Annotated in this window: 23 protein-coding genes and 2 pseudogenes; 16 read left to right on the top strand and 9 right to left on the bottom strand. The window is 64.3% G+C overall.

Going from position 1 to position 23,743, the window contains the following annotated elements; translation table 11 throughout:
- The first annotated feature begins 217 nt into the window (after positions 1-217).
- The gene (locus ACNJYB_RS17270) at positions 218-1,204 is read left to right on the top strand and encodes a VOC family protein (RefSeq protein WP_439375033.1); all 987 of its coding nucleotides are present in this window, start codon (positions 218-220) and stop codon (positions 1,202-1,204) included.
- A 222-nt stretch (positions 1,205-1,426) separates the two neighbouring features.
- Here the strand turns inward: ACNJYB_RS17270 and ACNJYB_RS17265 are convergent, their stop codons facing one another.
- The 3 genes from ACNJYB_RS17265 to ACNJYB_RS17255 all read right to left on the bottom strand — a co-directional run bounded on the left by ACNJYB_RS17265 (position 1,427) and on the right by ACNJYB_RS17255 (position 5,564).
- Complete coding sequence (locus ACNJYB_RS17265) at positions 1,427-1,852, bottom strand: hypothetical protein (protein WP_439375032.1); 426 nt, start codon at positions 1,850-1,852, stop codon at positions 1,427-1,429.
- Positions 1,853-2,427: 575 nt separating this feature from the next.
- Positions 2,428-4,215 (bottom strand): vanadium-dependent haloperoxidase, encoded by a 1,788-nt coding sequence (locus ACNJYB_RS17260; protein WP_439375031.1) that lies wholly within the window; start codon positions 4,213-4,215, stop codon positions 2,428-2,430.
- A gap of 407 nt (positions 4,216-4,622) precedes the next feature.
- A complete protein-coding gene (locus ACNJYB_RS17255) occupies positions 4,623-5,564 on the bottom strand; it encodes an alpha/beta fold hydrolase (protein WP_439375030.1) in 942 nt (313 codons plus the stop codon).
- A 234-nt stretch (positions 5,565-5,798) separates the two neighbouring features.
- On the opposite strand from ACNJYB_RS17255, the gene ACNJYB_RS17250 reads away from it, so the two are divergent.
- Entirely contained in the window at positions 5,799-6,395 is a 597-nt protein-coding gene (locus ACNJYB_RS17250) for a phasin family protein (RefSeq protein ID WP_439375029.1), read from the top strand.
- Between the two features lie 185 nt (positions 6,396-6,580).
- Here ACNJYB_RS17250 and ltrA read toward each other — a convergent pair whose 3' ends face one another.
- The 3 genes from ltrA to ACNJYB_RS17235 form a co-directional block, all read right to left on the bottom strand.
- Positions 6,581-7,960, bottom strand: a complete 1,380-nt coding sequence (gene ltrA, locus ACNJYB_RS17245) for a group II intron reverse transcriptase/maturase (RefSeq protein WP_439368749.1) — start codon at positions 7,958-7,960, stop codon at positions 6,581-6,583.
- A gap of 557 nt (positions 7,961-8,517) precedes the next feature.
- Positions 8,518-9,105, bottom strand: a complete 588-nt coding sequence (locus tag ACNJYB_RS17240) for a DUF308 domain-containing protein (protein ID WP_439375028.1) — start codon at positions 9,103-9,105, stop codon at positions 8,518-8,520.
- A 102-nt stretch (positions 9,106-9,207) separates the two neighbouring features.
- Positions 9,208-9,792 carry a TetR/AcrR family transcriptional regulator gene (locus ACNJYB_RS17235; protein WP_439375027.1) on the bottom strand — a complete coding sequence of 195 codons (585 nt, stop codon included), beginning with the start codon at positions 9,790-9,792 and terminating at the stop codon, positions 9,208-9,210.
- A gap of 77 nt (positions 9,793-9,869) precedes the next feature.
- Between ACNJYB_RS17235 and ACNJYB_RS17230 the strand changes: the two are divergent.
- Positions 9,870-10,371, top strand: a pseudogene (locus ACNJYB_RS17230) (peptide deformylase).
- Between the two features lie 143 nt (positions 10,372-10,514).
- On the opposite strand, the gene guaA reads toward ACNJYB_RS17230, so the two are convergent.
- Entirely contained in the window at positions 10,515-12,113 is a 1,599-nt protein-coding gene (gene guaA / locus ACNJYB_RS17225) for a glutamine-hydrolyzing GMP synthase (protein WP_439375581.1), read from the bottom strand.
- Positions 12,114-12,263: 150 nt separating this feature from the next.
- On the opposite strand from guaA, the gene ACNJYB_RS17220 reads away from it, so the two are divergent.
- The 3 genes from ACNJYB_RS17220 (at position 12,264) to ACNJYB_RS17210 (ending at position 13,659) form a co-directional block, all read left to right on the top strand.
- Complete coding sequence (locus ACNJYB_RS17220; protein ID WP_439375026.1) at positions 12,264-12,635, top strand: nuclear transport factor 2 family protein; 372 nt, start codon at positions 12,264-12,266, stop codon at positions 12,633-12,635.
- Positions 12,636-12,850: 215 nt separating this feature from the next.
- The gene (locus tag ACNJYB_RS17215; RefSeq protein WP_439375025.1) at positions 12,851-13,183 is read left to right on the top strand and encodes a DHCW motif cupin fold protein; all 333 of its coding nucleotides are present in this window, start codon (positions 12,851-12,853) and stop codon (positions 13,181-13,183) included.
- Positions 13,184-13,449: 266 nt separating this feature from the next.
- Complete coding sequence (locus tag ACNJYB_RS17210; protein ID WP_084805523.1) at positions 13,450-13,659, top strand: cold-shock protein; 210 nt, start codon at positions 13,450-13,452, stop codon at positions 13,657-13,659.
- Positions 13,660-13,873: 214 nt separating this feature from the next.
- On the opposite strand, the gene ACNJYB_RS17205 is transcribed toward ACNJYB_RS17210, so the two are convergent.
- Together ACNJYB_RS17205 and ACNJYB_RS17200 are read right to left on the bottom strand one after the other, a co-directional pair.
- Positions 13,874-15,172 carry an RsmB/NOP family class I SAM-dependent RNA methyltransferase gene (locus ACNJYB_RS17205; protein ID WP_439375024.1) on the bottom strand — a complete coding sequence of 433 codons (1,299 nt, stop codon included), beginning with the start codon at positions 15,170-15,172 and terminating at the stop codon, positions 13,874-13,876.
- Between the two features lie 35 nt (positions 15,173-15,207).
- The gene (locus tag ACNJYB_RS17200) at positions 15,208-15,630 is read right to left on the bottom strand and encodes an MAPEG family protein (protein WP_439375023.1); all 423 of its coding nucleotides are present in this window, start codon (positions 15,628-15,630) and stop codon (positions 15,208-15,210) included.
- Between the two features lie 105 nt (positions 15,631-15,735).
- Between ACNJYB_RS17200 and ACNJYB_RS17195 the strand changes: the two are divergent.
- From ACNJYB_RS17195 to ACNJYB_RS17150, 10 genes and pseudogenes are all read left to right on the top strand, one after another.
- A pseudogene (locus ACNJYB_RS17195) lies at positions 15,736-15,834 on the top strand (acriflavin resistance protein); the annotation flags it as partial.
- A gap of 70 nt (positions 15,835-15,904) precedes the next feature.
- Positions 15,905-16,747: a metallophosphoesterase family protein gene (locus ACNJYB_RS17190; RefSeq protein ID WP_439375022.1), complete on the top strand. Its 843-nt coding sequence runs from the start codon at positions 15,905-15,907 to the stop codon at positions 16,745-16,747.
- A gap of 140 nt (positions 16,748-16,887) precedes the next feature.
- A complete protein-coding gene (locus ACNJYB_RS17185) occupies positions 16,888-18,183 on the top strand; it encodes an alanine racemase (RefSeq protein WP_439375021.1) in 1,296 nt (431 codons plus the stop codon).
- Positions 18,184-18,191: 8 nt separating this feature from the next.
- Positions 18,192-18,851 (top strand): amino acid ABC transporter permease, encoded by a 660-nt coding sequence (locus ACNJYB_RS17180; RefSeq protein ID WP_439375020.1) that lies wholly within the window; start codon positions 18,192-18,194, stop codon positions 18,849-18,851.
- 10 nt (positions 18,852-18,861) lie between these two features.
- On the top strand, positions 18,862-19,512 hold the full coding sequence (locus tag ACNJYB_RS17175; RefSeq protein ID WP_439375019.1) for an amino acid ABC transporter permease: 651 nt from the start codon (positions 18,862-18,864) through the stop codon (positions 19,510-19,512).
- Positions 19,499-20,227, top strand: a complete 729-nt coding sequence (locus ACNJYB_RS17170) for an amino acid ABC transporter ATP-binding protein (RefSeq protein ID WP_439375018.1) — start codon at positions 19,499-19,501, stop codon at positions 20,225-20,227. Before ACNJYB_RS17175 ends, ACNJYB_RS17170 begins: the two co-directional genes overlap by 14 nt.
- A 40-nt stretch (positions 20,228-20,267) precedes the next feature.
- Positions 20,268-21,065 carry a transporter substrate-binding domain-containing protein gene (locus ACNJYB_RS17165; RefSeq protein ID WP_439375017.1) on the top strand — a complete coding sequence of 266 codons (798 nt, stop codon included), beginning with the start codon at positions 20,268-20,270 and terminating at the stop codon, positions 21,063-21,065.
- A gap of 54 nt (positions 21,066-21,119) precedes the next feature.
- Positions 21,120-21,485 carry a RidA family protein gene (locus ACNJYB_RS17160; RefSeq protein ID WP_439375016.1) on the top strand — a complete coding sequence of 122 codons (366 nt, stop codon included), beginning with the start codon at positions 21,120-21,122 and terminating at the stop codon, positions 21,483-21,485.
- A 119-nt stretch (positions 21,486-21,604) separates the two neighbouring features.
- Positions 21,605-22,633, top strand: coding sequence for a succinylglutamate desuccinylase/aspartoacylase family protein (locus tag ACNJYB_RS17155; protein ID WP_439375015.1), 1,029 nt, complete (start codon positions 21,605-21,607; stop codon positions 22,631-22,633).
- 41 nt (positions 22,634-22,674) lie between these two features.
- A complete protein-coding gene (locus ACNJYB_RS17150) occupies positions 22,675-23,739 on the top strand; it encodes a LacI family DNA-binding transcriptional regulator (RefSeq protein WP_439375014.1) in 1,065 nt (354 codons plus the stop codon).
- The last annotated feature ends 4 nt before the right edge of the window (positions 23,740-23,743 follow it).

Raw genomic sequence — 23,743 nt, 5'->3', positions numbered from 1 at the left:
GAGAACAACAGACCCCTAAGCAGCGTCGAGGTCGGGTTCTCACACAAGCCTGGGCCCTGCCACCTTGGCGGCGTGAATTCGTGACGTTCGCCATTCCGGCTGTCGCGACCACCGGAATTTTAGCTGTCCTGTGACGAGCGAACGCCCCAAAACTCCAATTGCAATAGCGCTCGCTGCCTCTTACCCTTGTCAAGAAAACAACCGGGGAGGATACACCATGGAAATCCAGGCCTTCGGTTATCTCGGCGTCGGCGCGTCGAACCTCGATGATTGGGCCGCATTCGCCACATCAAACATTGGCATGCAGGCCGTGGACCGCGCCAGCTCGTTGCGTGCCTTCCGTATGGACGACCGCAAGCAGCGCCTGTTCATCGACCGAGCCATCGAGCCAGGCGCTCAGGTCTTCGGCTGGGAAGTCGGCAATGCCGCGGCTCTCGACTCACTCGCTGCCCGCCTCGAAACCGCTGGCGTCGCCGTGAAGCGCGAACCCGTAGAGCTGGCGGACCAGCGCTGTGTGACGGAGCTGATCTCGTTTGCCGATCCCGCCGGCAATCGTTTGGAAGCTTTCCACGGCGCCCAGGTAGCTGACACGGTCTTTAAGCCTGGCCGCGACGTCTCCGGCTTCCGTACCGGCCCGCTAGGCATGGGCCACACCCTTCTGACATTCCCAGACATCGATGTCGCCCTCGCCTTCTACAAGGACCTGCTGGGGTTTCGCATTAGCGACTTCATCGTTGCCCCGCTGAAGGCTTACTTCATGCATGTCAACGCACGCCACCACAGCGTGGCTCTCGTGGCCGCGCCTGTGCGCAGCATGCACCACCTGCTTGTCGAATATTATCTGCTCGACGACGTCGGTCAGGGGTATGACCTGCTACAGGGTAGCCCGGAGAAAATCGTCGCCACTCTCGGCCGCCACCCGAATGATCTCATGACGTCGTATTACATGCGCACTCCGTCGGAGATCTACGTGGAGTGCGGCTGGGGCGGCAAGGAGGTCGACGACACAACGTCGCCGGTGGAGATGACCAGTGTCGGTAGCTTCTGGGGCCACAAGGGCCTGTTTGAAGATATTGGCGCGCCTCCCTCGGCCGCGCCGGAGATCGGTCCACGTCGCGCCCCTGTTCAGGTGATGGAAGGCAACTACGAACGCATGGCGGGTACCTGTCCGTGGTGGGATGCGATACGTGGCAAGACCCGCTAATGCCGTGCCCGGCGCTGAAAGCATTGCGGACCTCGATGTCTTGGTCGGGTCGAAATCGGCTGTAACGGCCGGTCCTGTCGTGCGTCCTATTCATCCCGAAGAGCAGACGCTGCGGAGATCTCCGCGAAGGGCAGCCTTGGGCTAATAGGCGACCCTCGCAGCTTGGCCCGATATGAAAGAGGCCGCCAACCGAGACGGCCTCGGTTTGCTGAGTTCCTGATGCTAACTGCGCCTAGCTTGCTCTGCGGCGCGGCGGGCGTCGATCGCGTCGAGAACGGCGAGTTGTGCCTGTTCAACCGAGGCTATGGCGTATTCGATCGCGAAACCGGCGTCTTCTTCCAGAAGCGTTGCGCGGTCCTCGGCAAGGTGGGCCTTGATATCATGCTTTGCTTGCAGCGCGTACGCCTTCAAGGTGCTCACGTCCGCGGTGATTTTTGCTTGCAGCGCTTGCCTGTCTCTGCCGGCAGACTCGCCGACCGACTTGATCTGCTGGCTCACCTTTTCGACTGCCCTCTTTGCAGCCGAAAGTGCCTCTGCCTTCCGCGCCTCGATCTTGTCATGCGCCTCCTTTTGTGCAGCAGCAAAGGCAGTTTCGGTATTTTTTGCGCGCACCGACAATTCGGCGAGTTGTTCAGAAAGTGGCTTCATTTGCTCCTCCTTTAGGTAAACGCCTCCCGAACCGGCTCGCAAGTAACTCGCTCTGGTGCGAGCCATGTTGACCTGGGTCAATTTCTTGGGAACGAGCAAGTAGGCGGCCGCGCGGAACGACGTCTCAATTGGGTCCAATTGAGAAAAGCTCAACGCGAGCAGTTCGCGTTTGCCGAATTCTGCGAAGCAGACCTAAACGGGAGACCGCAATCTCCCGTTCATCCACCAGGCGCAGCCTCCTCGCAACGTCAGCGGCGATTGATGCGATCAGCTTGCTTCCAATACTTTTCGTCGCGCGCAATCGAAGCACGGAGGGTCCCCGTCAGGGACGCCCAAAGCCTCTGATAGATAATGTGCTTGCGGCCACCCAAAAAGCTTGCGCAACGGCCTCCACGATTTGGGTGAAGGGCGCGCGAGCAAGTTGTGCCGTTCGACTATTCGCGCCCGTAGCCGACATCCGCTATACGTCGGTGATGTCTGCTACGGAGTCAGCCGCGTCACCAGACTCCAAGGCAGGGCCGTCTATCCCGAAGTGGGCGCCGGCGCCCCACGGCAGGCATGCCGCCCGTCTGCTGTCAGATCGTCACGCGGCTGCCGTCGAAACGCGTGAAGGAGAAGCCGTCGAACGGCTCGCGAAGGGTCGCGCGCTCGTCCCGCAACATGCAGATAGCCACTTCCTCACCGATTGCCATAGAGGCGGAGGCGTCGGAACGCCAGTGGATGCCCGCCCAATTTCGTCCGAAACCGAAATTCACGGCGAGCTTGTTCAACTCTCCGCCGACAGTGAGCGGTGAGCCGTCATAGGGCACCAGCCTCGTCGGGTCGGCCGGATCGGGCTGCACCGGGTTGGCGATGACGCGACTCTCGTCGAAGAACGCCTTCAATATGGTTGCTGTGACGGCACCAACGCTGGTGGCCCCGCCCGGGTAGGTGGAGTGCAAGGGCGCGCCCTCCGGATAGGTTTGCGACAACAGATGGGTGCCGTATTTGGCCTTGCTGCGAGCGAGGGCTTCGGATTTCAGAAACTCATCGGGCAGCGGGTAGTCGCTCACGCCATTGGCGAGGCGATGGTGCGCGAGAGCGCCGTAGGCTTCCGGCCGCACAGTCCGGTGCACGAAATACTTCTGCCAGTAGGCCGCGCGGACGGAGTTACTGATTCCCGTGGCGAGTAGTGCCTGCACGTAGGGCAGCCCGAAGGTGGCACCCGCAGGGGTTTGGGTTTTCGATTTCCGATACGGGTTCGATGGGTATGATACGGGCTCTGCCGGTGGATACATGCCCGAGTAGCGCTTGTCCGTGCCCCCGCCGGGCGTCGCAAGGATCAATGCTGCCGCCCACCCAAGTGCAGGACCAGTGTGGATATACTCCGCGAGATCTCTTCCCGTCGCGATATATCGCGGCGTCGCGTCGAACTGCAACTGGCGCTTCGGTGCGGCGCCATTCTGGATTGCCAGCCACTCCTCGTAGTCGGTCAGGAATTCGCTGGCGGGCGACGCGGTACGAATCTGAGCGCTGATCCACTGTGAGGCATAGGGCGCGTCCCTGAGCAGGAACTGCGAGATCAGCGGGCCGTCCAAAACGCCCGGAGGCGTGACGGAGCGGCCCTTCGGGTCGCCTGCGTCGAAATAAAGCGCATTGGCGCGGAACAGTGTGCCAGGCGTGACCCGCCCACCAGACTTCGGCCCTCGGAAATCGGCAAGCTTGTTGATCTCCTCGGTTGCTGCAAGCACATCCCGATTGGAGGTGTCGTCGCGCAACTCGGTCAGCGGGACATCACGAAGCAGGGATTGCCAATATACCTCGACCGCCTCGCCGGCGCGCTCCGCACTTGCAAGAGCCGGTGCCGGGGGTATTCCAATCTGAGTAGGGTTGATGCCGCTCAGACTGACGGCCAACGTGCCCAAGGGATTGACCAGCTTGCGAGTGCCGCCGAGCGGGATCTTCTCGAAATCGGCAGGATCGCCCGACTGGCAGGCGGTATAAAGAGCCTGCCAAGCTTCTGGTGCCACTTCGCCGCGTTTGTCGTGCGGCAGGCCACGTGAATCGGAACCGATCTTGTTACTGTAGCGCGCTTCGTCGCCATTCGTCGGGTGGGGCGCAATGGGAATTTTCTCGGCGTTGCCCGCACAGACCCCGCGGACTTCGAAGGCCCGTTGCTTGAACGCCGCGTCGAGCGGTCGGGCGTCCGAGCTCGCAGGCTGCGCCAGCGCCGGAGCGAACCCGGACATGCTCGGCGGAGACGCAAGCACGGCGGCGCCCACCGCAATGCCGGTCCCGCCAAGCAGCGAGCGGCGAGTGATCGCGGTCGACGGGCCCTGCGACGCCGAAGAGGATTCAGTTGGAACGGTGGAATGGTCAACCATGGGGCCTCCTCCCTCGCGTTCGGCAGATTGCGCCGGAGCCGTTCGATTACTTGCATGCTGCAGTCGAAATGAGAGAACGCAGAGCAGATTGACTCAGATCAATGGTGAGTCGAGCAGACCAATTGTGCACGCTTGCATGGAGCCGCGACGGGATGACCGTCGTGGATGCCTTCTATCACTACTATGCCTCGTTCACCGACGCCGGTGAAGGTGGTGTGGGGCGGCGACGACCTCTGCATCAGGAAGGACATGGGCGTCGAGCTCGCCGAACGCATCCGCGCGGAACTGAACGTGCTTGCGCGGCGTCGGCCACTACCCTCACCCTCCAGGCTCCCGAAAGGACCATCGGGAAATTCCGAGCGGGGGCCGAGGCGCATTGACGGGGCGAAGCCGGCGTGCTGCCGGCCTCAAGAGGTCGTTATTGAATTGACGGCTTCCGCAATGGCCGCCGGGTCTGCGTGCGTGACCATGTGTCCCGCATTGGGCACAAGGTGAAGATCGGACCGAGGCAGCGCTTTATGTAAATCTCGCGCTTGTTTGAGTTCGATCACCTGGTCCTCCACTCCGTGGAATATTTGCACCTGGTGGCCCAAGGTCGAATAATGGGCCTGGAATTGTGCTGCGGTCGAAATCAGGAGTGCACTTTCCTCCGCGGCCGCCCTCAACTGTGTGGGCCTGAGAACCAGAGATGCTGGAAAACCGTTCCTGAACGTCAGCGGCACCGACCGGGGCGCGAAGATCTTGCGGAGGGCTCCCGGCAAGACGGCCGACGAAATGATGGGCGCGACAGTGTAGCTGACCAAGTCGCCCAGGACCGGTATGGCTGGACCTGACATCAACCACACGTCCAATCGCGCGGTCGGGAAGTAGTACCCGGACGCAAGCACAAGGCCACGGATCGGATAATCGTTCCGCATAGCGAGAGCGATGGCGACCAAGGCACCCCAGGAATGGCCGAGCACCACGGGCTCGCGGATCCCGAGCTGCTCGAGCGCCTTCACCAACAGAGCTGCCTGAGCCGCTGCGCTCCATATGCGGAGCCGCGGCCTCCGACTATAGCCAAAGCCCGGGCGGTCGAAGCACACCACGCGGTTGCTGCGAGCAAGAAGATCGACCAGCCCGCTGGTTGTGAAGTCTTGCATCATGGATCCGTTGCCATGGAGCAGCACGACGCAAGGAGCCGCGGGATCGCCCCGCTCCATGTAGTGGAGTATTACGCCGTCGCACTCGAGAAACTTGCCGATTGGTGGATTCCTTCGCTCGGCCAGTCTGGAAAAGCCGATGTTCCCGATGACGAGAAGTGCCAAAAACAAGGCAGCGATGAGCAGTACGGTTTCGGCGGTCGACATGACTGAGCCTTGAGATGCAGGGCCACGAACATCCGGCCCGCAGCGCGGAGCAGACGAGCCACCATGCAATAATTGGAAGTTGAAGCCCTCGTTCCTGCGCGCAATGGCGGAGAATTGATTAAAAGATTCCCGCCCCGGAACGGTCCAGGAATGCCCACGTTTGCTCGCTAAGGACCCCACCTGTGAAGGAGAGCAGAGGATCCGACCTCACCAACAAAAACGATGGAGCAACGAATGGCCAATCCACGCCAGGAGGAAAAGTCCACCCAAAGCGCTGAGGACACAATCCGCCGCGCCGGCGAGAGGACCGCTGAGCAGACCAGACGGATCGGCTTGGCGACCGCCGAGGCCGGGGAAGAGGTGGCGCAAGCCAGCAGCCATCTCCTGCGACAAAATACGGAGATGTTGCAAAACACTTGGCGATTCGGCGTTGAGATGGCCGCGGCGATGATGGGTCGCTCGACTGATCAGCTAGGTCGCACGTTCGGTTTGACCGGCAACGAAGCGCAGCAGGCAGCGGAACGCTCGGTCCGCAATGCCGAAGCAATCATGTACTCTACGACCGCAGTCGCCAAGGGAATGAACGGTGCGTCGCGCGAGTACTTCGATTTCGTTCGGCAGCAGTTCGAGAGGACCATGGATTGCATGAGCGAACTCGGGCGCTGCCGGACTCCTCACGATTTCGCGGCTGTGCAGACCGATCTGATGCGCGACTCAATCAGCAGAGCCATGGAAGCAAGCCGCCGCATCGCGGACATGTCTCAGAAGGTGGCTGACGATGCCGGAAATCATATAACTCAGGGCATCGAACGCATGCGGCAGGCTGCTTAGGGCGGCTACGCAATCATGGACGCACGGGCGCGGTGGGACTCTCAGCCGCGCCTGTGCGTCTGACGCCCGCGACTAGGATCCAACTGGCCTAGCCTGCAGCACGCAGCTCAGGGTGACGGTGACAGATGCGAGCGCGCGCTGTATCAACCTCGTCATTGCGAGCGCAGCGGTCGCGGTAGGGACGCTCATTGCTGGGCGCCCCCCGCACAGATCCGTACGTGCGGCTTTCCCGCATACGGCTCCCACCTCGGGTGAGTAGCGGTGAAGCGTGTTCGGGGCCAAGGATGGAGGATTTGTGGCTTGGGGAGCAAGTCGGAGGCAAGCCGCGCGACCCGCTGCCACGTGGTCCCGTCAATCTGGCTGCGGCGCCGAAGCATCCGCCTCCATTGTTCGGTGACGAAGTAGCGGAAGGCGCTGAGCGCTCGGCTGTTGGTCGGTACCGCGTGGTAGTTGAAGTACCCGGTAACGACCTGCCGCAGCCATTTGCCCTGTTCGAGCACCGACTGGTGCATACGCCGTCGCATTCCCTGCTTCACGGCTTGCAGTTTCGCCCGCATGCGGTCTTTGCGAGACTTGCGCCTGATCTGGAACTTGCCTTGCTTGGATCGGCTGCAGATGAAGGTGAAGCCGAGGAAGTTGAAGGTCTCCGGCTTGCCGAGCCCGCGCCGCCTGCGGTTGTCCTCCGCATGACGTCCGAACTCGATCAGCCGGGTTTTCTCAGGGTGCAGTGACAGCGCGAACTCCTGCAGCCGTTTGCGCAATTCTTCGAGGAAGTGCCGGGCCTCATTCTCATGCTCGAAGCCGACGATGAAGTCGTCAGCGTAGCGCACGATGATCATGTCACCCGCGGCCTCGCGCCGTCTGAAGCGTTCGGCCCACAGATCGAGGGCATAGTGCAGGTAGATGTTGGCAAGCAGCGGCGAGATCACCGCCCCTTGTGCCGTCCCCTGTTCGCTGACCCTGACCGTTCCTTCTTCGAGAACACCCGCCTTGAGCCATTTGCGGATCAGACGGATGATACGCTGGTCGCCGGTCCGATGTTCGACGAAGCGGATGAGCCATTCCTGGTCCACCATGTCGAAGAACGAGCGGATATCGGCGTCAACAATGAAGTTCACCCGCCGGCTCTCGATTCCGACCAGCAGCGCATCCATCGCATCGTGCGCGCTGCGCCCGGGCCGGAACCCATACGAGAACCCGAGGAAGTCCTCCTCGTAGATCGCGTTGAGCACCGTAGCGGTTGCCCGCTGAACGATCTTGTCCTCGAGGGACGCAATCGCCAGCGGTCGCTGCCGCCCATCCTGCTTCGGGATATGGACCCGCCGCGACGGCTGCGGCCGGTACGCTCCCCGGTGAACACGAGCATGCAGGTCCTCAAGATTGGCCTTGAGGTCTTGCTCGTAGTTCCGCCACATCATTCCGTCCACACCCGGCGCGGCATGCTTCTTCAGCGCGAAGAACTCCGCCTCGAGCAGTTCAGGCGTGATGTGGTGAAGCAGCGCAGTGAACCTCTCCTTCTTCCTTTCCCTTGCAGTTCGCCGTATGCGTTCCAACGCCTGTGTCACGCTTGTCCGGCTCGGCGTCCGGGGCGTGCTTTGCTGGTCCGCATTCCCCTTGGTCGCGGCCCTTCGCTCCACCAACTCCTCCGCGGATCGCTCCGCTTCGTTCGCAGGCTTCGACGCTACTACGGCCGCGTCCGACTTCCCGCATCCGTTCGTCATCGGCTTTGGCTCCTCGCCTTCCCGATGCGGACCTTGGGGGCATGTTGCCATCGGTCAGATGCGGGACCTCCCAGGTTCCGACGCGGTCCTTTGCTGCGTGATGGGGTCTTCGACCACGGCAGAGCGTCAGCGCCTCGCATAACGGCGCCGCACATGTTGCCTTCGACGTTGCTTACCGGCTCGGCCTCTGCGAGTTTCTGTCTTTCGCGGCTCAATAGCCCACCCCACAGCATCGTTGTGTACGCTTCGCAGCCGCCGTTGCCGACGGCCACGCAACACTCACTACCGGGCGCTCGCTACCGCTTACCCGGACCGGACTTCCACCGGTTGGACCACGCCAGCTTGCCTGGCGCACAAGCAATCCAGAGTCTTTCCGCCGAGACAGTCTGGATTGTACACAATCATCCCAATTGAGCTTGCCTCGCACGATGTCGCCATTCGGTGACGGTGAGCCAGATCGCCGAGACCAGGAAGTAGGCCGCGCCAACGGCAGCATAGCCTGTGACGGTCGCGATCGACGGCACCGCGGGCGTCGAGGCTTGAAAGATGAAGAAGCCGCCCGCCAGCGCTGACTGACCACCACTGAGCACCATGGCCCACTGTGCGCCGAAACTCCTCCAGCGCCGGATTGCCGTGCCGAGCTGGAGCAATCCGGACAGGATCGCCCAGGCCCCGAGCACCGCGAGCACAAGGTGCATGCTCATCTGCAAGGCGAGGAGGACCGCGACGCTGGTCGCCAGGCTGACCAGAGCGTTGAGCGCCTGCGTGCGGTTTTGCTTCAGGCCGCCGCTGCGAAGCGCGTCCACCGCATTCGCCGCCGCATCCCATGCGGGATAGAGGACGAGCAAGACGCCGGCGACCGCGGATGACGGCCCGACGGCAAACGCGGCAACGACCCAGGCGACTGAGAACGCCGCCCGGATGAAGTAGTATTGCTTCAGCCATCGCTCGCGGTCGGCACGAACGAGATCCTGTTGATGATATGCCATTGCACCTTCTCCTTTACCTACTAGTTGGTAGTTTTCACGCCGCAAATCACCCCGCGCCCAGCTCGCCTGCGGGCGTGTCGCCGTCGCGTCTCGCCAATGTTTTCAGTGCCTGGTGGACAGCCGGTCCAGCAGCGGGCTGGTGATCACACCGAACATTTTGGGATCGCCATAGGCGCGCGCCGACAGCATCGCACCGTGAATGGTTGCCATGAATCCTTCAGCTTCGATCTTGGCTGAGCTCGAGAGGTGAAGCCGCCCTTTCCGCTTGCCGCGCTCCATCACCGACGTCAGCCACGACGCCAGTGCGCGAAAATGCGCACGGACTTCGAGCGCCACTTCCTCCGGCAGGATCGGAAGCTCGCTGGCGAGCAGCGCACAGACGCAGAATGGCGCCGTCGCATCGGCGATGCACGCTTCCCAGTACCCGACATAGCTTTTGAGCTGGTCGCGTGGGTCGGGGACATTGCGCTCCAGGGCAGCCAGTCCCGCCTCCGCTTCTTCGCGATAGCGCGACACCAGGGTGCGGACCAGATCGACCTTGCTGGCAAAATGGTGGTGGATGCTCGGCTTGCGGATGCCGACGACGTCGGCGATGTCGGCATAGCTGAAGCCGTTATAGCCGCCCGCGATGATCAGGCTGCGCGCGCAGGCCAGGATGTCGTCGGCGGTCGAGGAGAGGTTGGTCATGGGGGTTAGCTACCTTCTAGTTGGTAGGGAGTCAAGAATGGAGTGCTTCAACCATCCGTGAGTGGTAGGAGCCGTGCATGACCCTTCGTCCGATCGTCCGCTAACCCCGACCGCCGGCTCGCAATGCCGGCCCGCCCCGTCACCGCATTCGACGACGGCTTGCGCGAGCTTGCGACAGATTTGCTCGACACCATGCGCGCCGCGCCCGGCATCGGCATCACCGCGCCGCATATCGGCGTACCCTTGCGCGTCGTCGTGCTCGAGCTCGACCCCAAGGCGGGGCCGCAGACCTACGTCAATCCGGCGATCGAATGGGCCTCGCCCGAGATGATCATGCACCGCGAGGGCAGCGTCTCCATGCCCGGCGTCAACGACGATGTGCAGCGCCACGCCCGCGTGCGCATCAGCTATCAGGATCTCGACGGCAATCCGCAGACCGAAGAGTCCGAAGCCTTGCGCGCGGTCTGCCATCAGCACGAGATCGACCAGCTCGACGGCCTATTCTGGATCCAGCGGCTATCGCGGCTGAAGCGGGAGCGGCTGGTGAAGAAGTTCGAGAAGATGTCGCGGGGACCGTAGGTCTATCGGAACGGTCAGCCCGCGGCCGCGCTGGGATCGACATAGATGGCCTGGCCGTAGACGCCGCGCGCCATGTAGGCGCCGTGGGCGTAGTGCGTGACCCACCATTGATTGCGACGGCGCCCCGTCTCCCGCCATCACCCCTACTCCCACTCAATCGTCCCCGGCGGCTTGCTGGTCACGTCGTACACCACCCGGTTCACGCCCTTCACCTCGTTGATGATGCGCGTGGCGGTCTCGCCCAGGAACTTCATGTCGAACTGGTAGAAGTCAGCGGTCATGCCGTCGGTGGAGGTGACGGCGCGGAGGCCCACGACGTAGTCGTAGGTGCGGCCATCGCCCATGACGCCGACGGTCTTCACCGGGAGCAGCACCGCGAAGGCCTGCCAGATCTCGTCGTAGAGGCCGTGCTTCCTGATCTGGTCGATGTAGACGGCGTCGGCCTTGCGCAGGATGTCGAGCTTGTCCTTCGTGATGTCGCCGGGGCAGCGGATGGCGAGGCCCGGGCCCGGGAACGGGTGGCGGCCGACGAAGATTTCGGGGAGGCCCAGCTCACGGCCGAGCTTGCGCACCTCGTCCTTGAACAGCTCGCGCAAGGGCTCGACGAGCTTCATGTTCATGCGCTCGGGAAGACCGCCGACATTGTGGTGCGACTTGATGGTGACTGAAGGTCCGCCGGTGAAGGAGACGCTCTCGATCACGTCGGGGTAGAGCGTGCCTTGCGCGAGGAAGTCGGCGCCGCCGATCTTCTTGGCTTCCGCCTCGAACACCTCGATGAAGAGGCGGCCGATGGTCTTGCGCTTCACTTCGGGGTCGGTGACGCCTTCGAGCTCGCCGAGGAATTGCTTGGAGGCATCCACGTGCACGAGCGGGATGTTGTAGTGGTGGCGAAAGAGGTCGACGACCTGCTCGGCCTCGTTGAGGCGCATCAGGCCGTGGTCGACGAAGACGCAGGTGAGCTGGTCGCCGATGGCTTCGTGGATCAAGACGGCCGCGACCGCTGAATCGACGCCGCCGGAGAGGCCGCAGATCACCCTGCCCTTGCCGACCTGCTGGCGGATCTTTGCGATCTCCTCCTCGCGGAAGGCGCGCATGGTCCAGTCGCCGGTGAGGCCGGCGATCTTGCGCACGAAGTTGCGGATCAGTTTCGCGCCGTCGGGCGTGTGCACCACTTCGGGGTGGAACATCAGGCCGTAATATTTGCGCTTCTCGTCCTGGATGATCGCGAAGGGCGCGTTCGGCGAAGTGCCGGCGACAGAGAAGCCCGGCGGCATCTTGGTGATGCGGTCGCCATGGCTCATCCAGACCTGGTTCTTGCTGCCTGATGTCCAGACATCCTCGAACAGCTTGCTCTCGGCCCTGACCTCGACATCGGCGCGGCCGAATTCGCGGTGATGGCCGCCTTCGACCTCACCGCCGAGCTGGGCCGCCATGGTCATCTGGCCATAGCAAATGCCCATCACGGGCACGCCGGAATCGAAGATCAATTGCGGGGCACGGGGCGAGCCGGCTTCATGCACCGATTCCGGGCCGCCGGAGAGGATCACCGCCTTCGGCTTCATCTCCTTGAAGGCTTCTTCGGCCTTGTTGAACGGGACGATCTCGCAATAGACGCCGTCCTCGCGCACGCGACGCGCGATCAGCTGCGTCACCTGGCTGCCGAAGTCGACGATGAGAATCTTGTCATGCGCCGAGGCCACGGAGGGCGTCGACGCGGAGCGGTCGTGCTGTGCTGCTGTCATGGCAAGCAGATACGCGACCACGCTCCTGCCCGCAACCGCGCTGGCCCGAACGCCCACATGCTTCTTTGGGCATGGACAAATCGATATATGTCAATATTATTGATCTAATTTGCTCCACTAGGAAACAGGGGCCGATCAGGGAAAACGCTCATGTCACGGCACCATCAGCCATCAACGCTCGCCGCGCTCGGCCGGACCTGGGTCGAGGCCTGGAACGCGCGCGATCTCGAGCGCGTCCTCGCCCTCTATGACGAGGCGGCCGTGATGACCTCGGACCGGATTCCGATGATGGGGTTCGACGGCAGTGGCACCGTGCGCGGCAAGGATGCGCTTCGGGCCTATTGGGGCAAGGCGCTGGGGCTTTTGCCGGAGCTGCATTTTTCGCTGATCGATGTGTTCGTCAGCCCTGACAGCGTCGTGGTGTTCTATGCGAACGAGCGCGGCAGGGAGATCTGCGAATATCTGCGGGTGAACGATGCCGGGCTGATCGTGCAGGGATCGGCGAACCATTTGCAGTATTGAGCGCCGCCTCTTGATGAGTACTCGGCGCACTTGCGCCGTGCGCGAGCCGGGCGATGACAATGAGAGTGAGGCGCGACCCTGCCACCTAACGAAGCAATCCAGACTCTTTCCGCGGGTGCATTTCTGGATTTGCTTCGCTACGCTCGCAATGACGGAGACGGGCGCGGCCGCGTGCGCTAACAACAGCACCGCCGGCTCTCAGACAGGATCCCCCGATGAAACTCCCGACCTCCCCCTTCACCGTCACCGACTGGAGCAAGGTTGCGCCGACGACGCATGCCGGTGAGACCGGAGAAGCCCTGTGGCGCATGCTCAATATCGGCGACTTGCGGGTGCGGATGGTCGAGTATTCGCCGGGCTACCTCGCCGACCATTGGTGCGACCGCGGCCACGTTATTTTCGTGGTCAAGGGCGAGCTCGATTCGGAACTGCGCGACGGCCGCAAGTTCAAGCTGACGGCAGGAATGAGCTACCAGGTCTCGGACTTCGGCGATGCCGCGCACCGGTCCTCGACGGCCACCGGCGCGACGCTTTTCATCGTCGATTGAGGGCTGACGCGCGGTGCATTCGCACCGCAAAATAGCAAAGCCGCGCGACGTGCCGGGCCACGGGTGGTGCCTTGAAGAAGTCCAATTATCTCGCTATATTGTGATCATCGATACTTGGCCGAACGACTGGGCCGCTTCGCCTCGTCCAAGACGGGCGCGCACGCTTCAGATGAATTCTCCAAACATCGACTCATCAGGACCATGGGCGCAGCGTCGCGTACCGGTCCGCGTGCGTACTGTCTCTAACTAACTAAAGGAAGTTCCCCATGGCTATGGGTACCGTGAAGTGGTTCAACACCCAAAAGGGTTATGGTTTCATCCAGCCGGACGACGGCAACAAGGATGTTTTCGTCCATATCAGCGCCGTCGAGCGTGCCGGCCTGTCGACCCTCAACGAGGGCCAGAAGGTCTCGTTCGACGTCGTCGCCGACCGCCGCAGCGGCAAGTCGTCGGCTGACAATCTCCGCGTCGGCTAACCGCCAGCGCAACGTTCTGACCGCGGACGTACCGGCAGAACGCCAGAACTCGAAAGCCCCGCGACCGCGACCGGTCTGCGGGGCTTTTGCTTTGGGGTACGCCTGTCATTCCGGGGCTTGCGAAGCAAGAGCCCGGAATCCATGCACCCGCCGAGACCGCCGCTCGATGGATTCCGGGCTCGCGCTACGCGCGCCCCCGGAATGACAACGTTGATCATGTCTTGTTCAGCACCGACACGAAGAACCCATCGGTTCCCGTCCGCCGCGGCGTCATCAGCCAGCCCTCGTCCGACTGTAGCGCGGCGTCGGCAAAGGCCTCGGCTTTGTCCCAGAGCACGCTCGCGGTCTGCTCGGGCGGCACCACTGCAAATTCGGGGTGGCGGCCGACGAACGCCCTCACCTGTTCGCCGTTCTCTTCCGACAGCACCGAACAGGTGATGTAGGCGATGCGGCCGCCCGGCTTCACCAGGGGAACCGCACGCTCCAGCACCTCGGCCTGGTCGCGCAGGCGGATCTCGAGCGCGCCCGGGCGCATGCGCCATTTGGCGTCGGGATTGCGGCGCCAGGTTCCGGTTCCCGTGCAGGGCGCGTCGATCACCACGAGGTCGGCGGAGCTGCGGATATCGGCGAGCGGATCGGCCTCGCCCTTGGGCGTGCGGATTTCGGCATTGTGGACGCCGGCGCGCGACAGCCGCTCGTGGATCGGGGCGAGCTGGCGCTTGTCACGATCGGTCGCGATCAGCCGGCCCTTGCCCTGCATCAGGGCGGCGAGCGCCAGCGTCTTGCCGCCGGCGCCGGCACAGAGATCGATCACCTGCTCGCCGGGTTTTGCCGCGGTGAACTGGGCCGCAAGCTGCGATCCTTCATCCTGCACTTCAATTGCGCCCTTGATGAAATCCTCTTCCGCCTGGATGCCGGGGTTGCGCGCATCGGCCGAAAGCTCGATGCGCAGGCCGGTTGCCGACCATTGCGTCGGTTTCGCATGAAGATGAGCAAGCGCCTTCAGCACCTTGTCGCGATTGGATTTTAGCGTGTTGACGCGCAAGTCGAGCGGCGCCCGGCTCGCCATCGCGGCCGCCTCCGCCGCGCGGGTATCGCCGAACACTCTTGCGAAGTGCGAATCGAGCCATTCCGGGTAGTCGCCGGCGACGGAAGCGGGCGCGTCCTTCAGGGAGCGATGGCTGAGCGCCGCCTCTTCGGCCCCGGTCAGCGGCGCCGGCGCAAAGCGGCTGCCGTCGAACAGCGCGGCCATGGTGGCCGTGTCCATGTCGCGCTCGAGGCGGAGCATGCCGATCAGCCTGGCACGCGCGGTGTCGGCGTCCATCAGGTACGCGCTCGAGGCGTAGCGGCGCAGCACGTCCCAGACGAGGCCGGCGATGGCGGCGCGGTCGCCGGAGCCGGCGAAGCGGTGCGCCGTGCCCCACTCCTTCAGCGCCTTGGCCGCGGGCACGCGGTCTCTCTCGATGGTGTCGATCAGTTCAATGGCTGCGGACAGCCGGGCAGCGGGGGTCATTTCAAATCTTTCAGATTAGAGCCGACGGCTAACCGTCAGATCACCAGGAGCATTCTCAGCGCGAAGTAGATCCACATCGCCAGCAGCACCAGCACGCCGGCCAGCCAGATCGTGGAGCGGCGGCCGAGATCGTTGGAGGAGACGAACACGCCGGCGTGGGCAAAACGCGTCACCACGAACACCCAGGACATCAGCACGATGAAGAGATCGGCATGACGTAACGGCAGCGCCAGCGCGATCAGGGCGTAGAACAGCACCGGCAGCTCGAACTGGTTGCGGTAGCAATTGGCGATCTGGGTGGCGCCCTTTGGCCAGTTCGGCTCGCCCAGCGCAATGTCGCGGATCTTGGTCTCGCCCGAAACCAGCGAGCGGCGGCGCGCCACGGCCATGCCGATCAGGAGCGCGAAGGTGAGACCGACCTGCACGAAGACAGGCAGCAGGACCATTTGGACGGACATCGGAACTTTCCCGTAGGGCGGATCGCCGCGGACCGTCATTAGCCGCGACTTCTCACGCTGACAATCAGCGAGTTGAACCGGTGTTCCCGATCTTGTCGCACCGTAGAGTTCGGCCCCTGGCACCTCGCCGACCGCATTGCCTCGCCGGTGGCTGGCAGCGTAGCTCCGCAGGACGCCTACACGATCCGCTATCGCGTGCTTTAAACTTTGTTCGGGCGCCAAACGTGGCGCGCGTGTCATCGTTTCGACGTGTGGCAGCGCATATCCTGAGGCCATGTCCGAATTTCGCCTCACGCAGATTTCCGACACCCATCTCGGCCGGCGCTTGTCCGGCCTGATCGAAAACTTCAACCGCGTCTGCGAGCACATCGACACCGAGCGGCCCGATCTCGTCATCAACACGGGCGACGTCTCCTTCGACGGGCCGACCAGCCGCGACGATGTCGAATTCGCGAAGGGCCTGCACGACGCCCTGCCCGTTCCCTGCCGCTACATCCCCGGCAATCACGACATCGGCGACAATCCGACTGCGATCGGACCTGTGCCGAAGCCGCCGATCGCCGAAGCGCACCGCCGGCAATTCTGCGAGATCATCGGCGAGGACCATTGGTCGTTCGAAGCCGCCGGATGGCGCTTCATCGGACTCAACACGCTGGTGATGAATTCAGGCCTCGCCTTCGAGGCCGAGCAGTTCGACTGGCTGTCACAGGAAGTCTCGCGCGCGAACGGCAGGCCCGTCGCGCTGTTCCTGCACAAGCCGCTGTTTTTCAACCTGCCCGACGATCCAGAGACGCCGGAGACTTCGATCCGCTACGTGCCGCAGCCGGCGCGGGCGCGGCTGATCGAGATGTTCGCGCGTGTCGACCTGCGCCTGATCGCCAGCGGCCACGTGCATCAGCGCCGCGACTTCACCTATCGCCATACGCGCCACGTCTGGGCGCCGTCGGTCGGCTTCAGGATCAACGACGCGCGTCAGGACCGCATCGCGATCAAGGAGACGGGCTTCGTCGAGTACCGCTTCCGGCCCGACAGTCTCGAAGTCCGCCATGTCAGGGCGGCCGGCCAGGGCGATATCGACGTCGAGGAAGTCCTCGCCCAGATGTGCGGCGCGCACTAGCTCAATCCGACGGCATTTATCCCTATCAAAATACCGAATGCATCGAATTTGTCCCCAGTTGCCTATAACTTGCCTGATGACAACGTTGTCATTCAAACGTATCGTTCGAATCCAGCGGTCGAGCCGCTGAGGGAGTGACGATGCAGTTCTTGTCCCGGTGGGAGAGCCAACGCCTTTCGACGACCATTCGGGGCATTCCCCTGGTCGACGGCGTCGCCACTGAGGACATCGGCAGCCAGCGCTGGTCACCTGCGCGCGGCGATCTCGCCCTGCCCGCACTCACCCTTGATGAAGCCGCCTTCGCGGCCAACCGCGACCTCTTCCTGAGATGGTGCAAGAGCGCCGGCGTCAGCGTCGCGCCGCACGCCAAGACGCCGATGTCGCCGGAGCTGGCGCGCTCGCTGCGCGCAGCCGGCGCCTGGGGCACGACCGTTGCCAACATCCAGCAGGCTGCCGTGCTGCTCGCAAGCGGCGAGCGGCGCCTGCTGCTGGCCAACGAGATCGGCGGGCTCGCGGCCGGCCGGCGGCTCGGCACGCTGCTCAGCGCCCATCCCGATGTCGAATTTCACGCCTTCGCGGATTCACCGGCCGCGGCCGCAGCGCTTGCGGAGGCGGCGCGGATCGCAGACCGCAGCGAATTGTCCGTGCTGATCGAACTCGGTGCAGGTCGCGCCGGCGCGCGCGATCGTGCTGCGGTCGAGGCCACGATAGCGGCCGTGCTTGCCGCCGATCGGCTCGTTCTCGGCGGTGTCGCCACTTACGAAGGTGCGGTCGCAACGCCGGATGCCGACGCCACGTTGCGCGCGATCTCGGCCCTGATGGAGCGCACCATCGAAACCTTCGCGCTGGTGCGCTCCGCCACCTCGCAGCGGCCGTTGATCATGAGCGCGGGTGGCTCCGCCTATTTCGATTTGGTCGCGCACGCGCTGGCGCCGGTGGCCTGGTACGATGGAAATGCCAGCGTGATCCTGCGCTCCGGCGCGCTGTTCTTCGCCGATCACGGCATCTATGCGCGCGCATTCGCGCAGATCGATCGCCGCGGCGGGCTGCTGGTCGACGGTCTGCACCACTCCGCCGTCGAAGGCTTTCGGCCTGCGCTGACGCTCTGGGCCGAGGTGCTGTCGCGTCCCGAAGACGGACTTGCGATCGCCGGCTTCGGCATGCGCGATGCCTCGTTCGACCAGGGATTGCCCGTGCCGCTGCGCGTGTTCCGCGACGGCGTCGAGCGGCAAGGGCCCGCCCCGGCGCTCACAGTGACGCGCCTCAACGACCAGCATGCATTCCTCGCCGTTGCGCCCGACGCCGCGCTTGCGGTCGGCGACATCATCGCCTTCGGCATCTCGCATCCCTGCACCTGCCTCGATCGCTGGCGCGTGATCTTCGGTCTCGATCCCGACGGCGTCGTGACGCGCGCCCTCCCCACCCAGTTCGGCTGAGAGGGGCGATGAACTTCCTGCCGCTCTGGCGCTACCAGAACCAGCTCATTGACGGGGCCATCGTCACGCTGGAGTTGACGGTGATCTCGGCACTGGCCGGGCTCGTGATCGGCATCGCCGGCGCGGTCGCGCTGAAGGGCCGCATCACGCCGCTGCGCTGGCTGGTGCGTGGTTACATCGAGCTGTTCCGCAACACGCCGTCGCTGATCCAGATCTTCATCGTGTTCTTCGTGCTGCCGAACTTCGGCCTGAAGCTGCCGGCCTTCGAGGCCGCCGCCGTCGCGCTGTCGCTCTATTTCGGCGCCTATTCGGTCGAGATCATCCGCGCCGGCCTCGATTCCATTCCACGCAGCCAGGTCGAGGCCGGACAGTGCCTCGGCCTCTCAGGCTGGCAGGTGTTCCGCCACATCATCCTGCCGCCGGCGCTGCGCAACGCCTATCCGGCCGTGACCAGCCAGTTCGTGCTGCTGCTGCTCGGTACCTCGCTCGCCTCGCAGGTTGCGGCCGACGAGCTGTTTCATGTCGCCGGATTCATCGAGAGCCGCACCTATCGCAGCTTCGAGGTCTATGCGGTGATCTGCGCGGTCTATTTCGCGATGGCGATGTCGTTCAAGGCGCTGTTCGCCATTGTCGGTCTGGCGGCCTTCCGCTGGCCGCGGCGGCGCTGAGGGACGAGCGATGCGATCCTTCTCTCTCATCGATTTCGTCTCGCTGTTCGCGGCGCTGCGCTGGACCGTCGCCCTCGTCGTGCTTGCGCTCGCGTTCGGTGCGCCGCTGGCGCTTGGCCTCGCACTCGGCCGCATCAGCCGCCTCAAAGGCCTGCGCTGGGCGATGGCGGCGTGCATCCAGGTGATCCAGAGCGTGCCGCTGCTCGGCCTTTTGTTCTTCTTCTATTTCGGCATGCCGGTGTTTCTGGGGATCCAGGTACCGGCGCTTGTCGCCGTGACCGTCGCCTACACACTCTACACCGCCGCCTTCCTCGGCGAGATCTGGCGCGGCGGCCTCGAGGCCGTGAAGCAGGCGCAGTGGGAAGCCGGCGCCTGTCTCGGCCTCTCCGCCTGGCAGCAGTTCCGCCACATCATCGCGCCGCAGGCGCTGCGGCTGTCGCTGCCGCCGACCGTCGGCTTCCTGGTGCAGCTCATCAAGGGCACCTCGCTCGCCTCGATCCTCGGCTTCGTCGAGCTCGCCCGCGCCGGGCAGGTGGTGAGCGCGGCGACCTTCCAGCCGCTCCTCACCTACGCGCTGGTCGCCGCGATCTATTTCGCGCTGTGCCTGCCGCTCACGCTCTGGTCCCGCTCCCTGGAGGCCCGCCTCGATGGCTCTCGTTGAAATCCGCGACGTGCACAAGACATTCGGCGAGGTCGAGGTGCTCAAGGGCGTGTCGCTCGATGTCGAGGAAGGCGAGATCGTCACCATCATCGGCCGCTCGGGCTCGGGCAAGTCGACACTTCTCCGCTGCATCAACGCTCTGGAGAGCGTGGATTCCGGCGAGATCCGGGTCGAAGGCCAGAAGGTCCACGCCAGGATGCCGGACCTGAAGAAGTTCCGTCAGCGCGTCGGCATCGTGTTCCAGGCCTTCAATTTGTTTCCGCATCTGAAGGTCGAGCGCAACATCACGCTGGCCCCGCTGCTCACCGGCCGCATCGACACGGCGAAAGCGCGTGCGCTGGCCGAGGATGTGCTGACCCGCGTCGGCCTTGCCGACAAGATCGACGCCTGGCCCGAGCAGCTCTCCGGCGGCCAGCAGCAGCGCGTCGCCATCGCGCGCTGCCTCGCCATGGCCCCTCACCTCATGCTGTTCGACGAGGTGACCTCGGCGCTCGATCCCGAGCTCGTCGGCGAGGTGCTGAAGGTGATGGAGGCGATGGCGAAGCAGGGCATGACCATGATCCTGGTCACCCACGAGATGGGCTTTGCCCGCAACGTCGCCAACCGCATCGTCTTCATGCATCAGGGCCGCGTCTGGGAACAGGGACCGCCGGCCAAGCTGTTCGCCAATCCTGAGACCCCCGAGCTCGCAAGCTTCATCGCATCTGCCAAGTGAAACCTTCCAAGTGAGAGCCTTCCCCTTCAAGGAGAGAGTCATGAGAAAGTTGAAGTCCCTCTTCACCATTGCGGCGACCGCGCTCGCCGCCCTCGCCGCACCGAACCTCGCCGAGGCCGACAAGCTCCAGGACGTGCTCGGCGCCGGCAAGATTCGCGTCGGCATTCTCACCGACGCCGCGCCCTGGGGCTTCAAGGACGACAAGGGCGAGATCGCTGGTCTCGACGCCGATCTCGCCAAGCTGATCGCCGCCGACATGGGCGTGAAGCTCGAGATCGTGCCGGTGACTGGTCCATCTCGCATCCCGAGCCTGCTCTCGGACAAGCTCGACATTTTGATCGCCGGTCTCGGCGCGACGCCCGAGCGTGCGCAGCAGGTGATGTTCTCGCAGCCCTATGCCGTGGTGAATCTCGGCGTCTATGGCGCGAAGTCGCTTGCCGCCGCGACCGGCAAGAAGCCCGACAATCTCGAGGGCCGCACGGTGGCAGTCGCCAAGGGCACGACGCTCGACGTCTGGCTCACCGACAACGCGCCGAAGGTGAAGCTGGTGCGCTTCGAGGACACCCCGGCCGCGATCGCGGCCTTCCTCGCCGGACAGGCCGACACCTTCGCCGAAAACAGCGCCATCGCGCTCAAGGTCCAGGACCAGAACCCGACCAAGGAGGTCGAGCTGAAATTCCTGATCCGCCAGTCGCCGGCCCATGTCGGCGTGCGCCAGGGTGAGCAGAACCTGCTCAACTGGATCAACACGGACATCTTCTTCAACAAGCTCAACGGCAAGCTCGGCGCACTTCAGCTGAAGTTGTTCAAGGAAGAGCAGTCGCTGCCGACGCTGTGAGTCCGCACACGGCTCCCGCATCAGCGGGAGCCGACCTTCACGAGGAGAATTGAGATGATCAGACGTTACAGGGTGGGATCGCGCATGAGCCAGGCCGTCGCCGCTGGCGGCATGGTGCACATCGCAGGTCAGGTCGCCGATGACCGCGAGGCCGGCATCGTGTCGCAGACCCAGCAGGTGCTGGCCAAGATCGACGCGCTGCTGAAGGAAGCCGGCACCGATCGCTCCGGGCTGATCGCGGTCAACGTCTTCCTGCCGCACATCACCGACTTCGACACCATGAACTCGGTCTATGACGCCTGGATCGATCCGGCCAACCCGCCGGCGCGCGCCTGCGTCGAAGCCCGTCTCGCCGATCCCGATTTGCGCGTCGAGATGACCGCGGTCGCCTTGCTCCAGAACGAGATCCGTCCTGTTTGAATCGATGCGGGCCCCGGAACTCGAGTCACCTCTCCCGTAGGGAGAGGTGAACCGCGAAGGCGCCGCCCTTTCATTAACTTTCAGCCGGCGCCGGCGACGGCGCGGCCCCGAGGCAAGCCATGCATACCGGACTGTTTCACGAGATCGACTTCGAGAAGGACCAGAAATGGTCCGGCCATCTCGGCATCCCCTTCTCGATCGATCGTTCCCCCTACTTCCAGCTCAAGATCCCGATCTTCCGGATCAAGAACGGCGCCGGGCCGAAGCTGCTGTTGATGGCCGGCAATCACGGCGACGAATATGAGGGCGAGATCACGCTGACGCGGCTGTATCGTCGGCTCGATGCAAAGGACGTCAAGGGCGAGATCACCATCCTGCCCTTCGCCAACCTGCCCGCGGTGATGGCGGCGCGCCGCCGCTCGCCGCTCGACGAGGGCAATCTCAACCGCGCCTTCCCGGGCGATGCCGCGGGCACGCCGACCTTCCGCCTGGCGCACTTCCTCGAGCACGAGCTGTTTCCGCGCCATGACGTCGTCTTCGACATCCATTCCGGCGGCACCTCGATGGCGCATGTGCCTTGCGCGCTGATCGAGCGGCAGGGACCGCCCGAGATGTTCGGCCACGCGCTGCACCTGATGGAAGGGCTCGGCATGCCCTTCGCCTTCGTCGCCGAGAACGGCGCCACGGCGCCGACGTCGATGGCCGCGGCCGCACGCGCCGGCGCGATCGGGCTCTCCGGTGAATTCGGCGGTGGTGGTACCGTCACGCCGCAGACGATGGCGTTCACCGCGCGCGCGATCGACCGGCTGCTGCTCGCGCTTGGCCTGGTCCAGGCGCCCGTGCTGGGGCCGCATGCTCCGGTCGAGCGCGCGACTGAACTGCTGGCCCTGCAGAGCCACGCCCAGGCGGTGTTTGCGACGCGCCGCGGCTGGTTCGAGCCCGCTGTCACCGTCGGTGCGCGCGTCAAGGCGGGCGACGTGGCCGGCTGGTATCACGACTTCGAGCGCCCCGAGCTTGCCGAAGAGGTGCTGCGCTTCCCCGCCGACGGCATCGTGATCTCGCAGCGGCTGCACACCGACAGCCAGAGCGGCGACTGCCTGGTCCAGGTCGGCCGAGCATTGTCGCGCGACGAGTTGCCCACTCGCTGAACTTCGGAGACGATACCGACTTGGACTAACCTCGGGATTCGATGACCGATCCGGCAAAGCCAGGTTACGACGACGTCGTGCGCATTCCGGCGCCGCCGGGCCGCAGCAATGCGACCGGACGGCCGCCACGCATCGAGGAGGTCGCCGAGCGCGCCGGCGTCGCGCCGATCACGGTGTCGCGGGTGCTGCGCCACCCCGAGAAGGTCAATCGCAAGACCCGGGAGCGCATCCTCGAGGTGATCGAGGCGACCGGCTACGCCTCCAACCCGCACGCGCGCGCGCTGCGCTCGGGCCGGTCGAACGTCGTCGTCGCCTTCGTCTCCAACATCCTCAGCCAGCAGTTTGGCCTCGCGGTGCGCAGCTTTGCCGCGACGCTGGAGCCGGAAGGCTTCGAAGTGCTGGTCGGCCAGACCTCCTACTCCTATACCAAGGAGGTCGCGATGATTCAATCGCTGCGCGGCATCCGCCCCGCCGCGGTGATGTTCACCGGCGTCATCGAGCTCGAGGAGAACCGCACAGCGCTCGCCGAGCTCGGCATTCCCGTGATCGAGACCTGGGCGTTCCCGCGCGATCCCATCGACATGCTGGTCGGCCTGCCCAATGCGGATGCCGGCGCCATGGCGGCGCGCAGGCTGGCGGAGGCCGGACATCGTCGCGTCGCCTTCATCGGCCGCAGCAGCGGCCGTGGCGCGCTCCGCCGCGACGGTTTTCGGACGGCAGCGGCAAAGCTTGGTCTTGATATCGTCCACGAGATCGGTGTCGGCGAGATCACGGGCCTCGTCGACGGCCGCGCCGCCTTCACTGCCCTGCTCGCGGGCGGCGGCGAGGTCGATGCCGTGTTCTGCGCCAACGATTTGCTCGCGACCGGCGCACTGATCGAGGCCCGCGCCCGCGGCCTGTCGGTGCCGCGCGATCTCGCCGTGCTCGGCTTCGGCGACAACGACGTTGCCGATCAGATCACGCCCGGCCTCACCACCATCTCGTTCGATGCGGCTGCCCTGGGGCGGATTGCGGGGGAAATGCTGTTGGCGCGGCTCTCCGGCACGCCGGCAGCGGAGCAGCGGCTCGCGGTCGAATTGTCCCTGATCGAGCGCGGCAGCGTCTGAGCGC

Source organism: Bradyrhizobium sp. SMVTL-02 (genome assembly GCF_051853005.1).
GTDB lineage: Bacteria > Pseudomonadota > Alphaproteobacteria > Rhizobiales > Xanthobacteraceae > Bradyrhizobium.
Note: the sequence above shows the minus strand (reverse complement) of the source record. Positions and strands in the feature narration are given on the sequence as shown.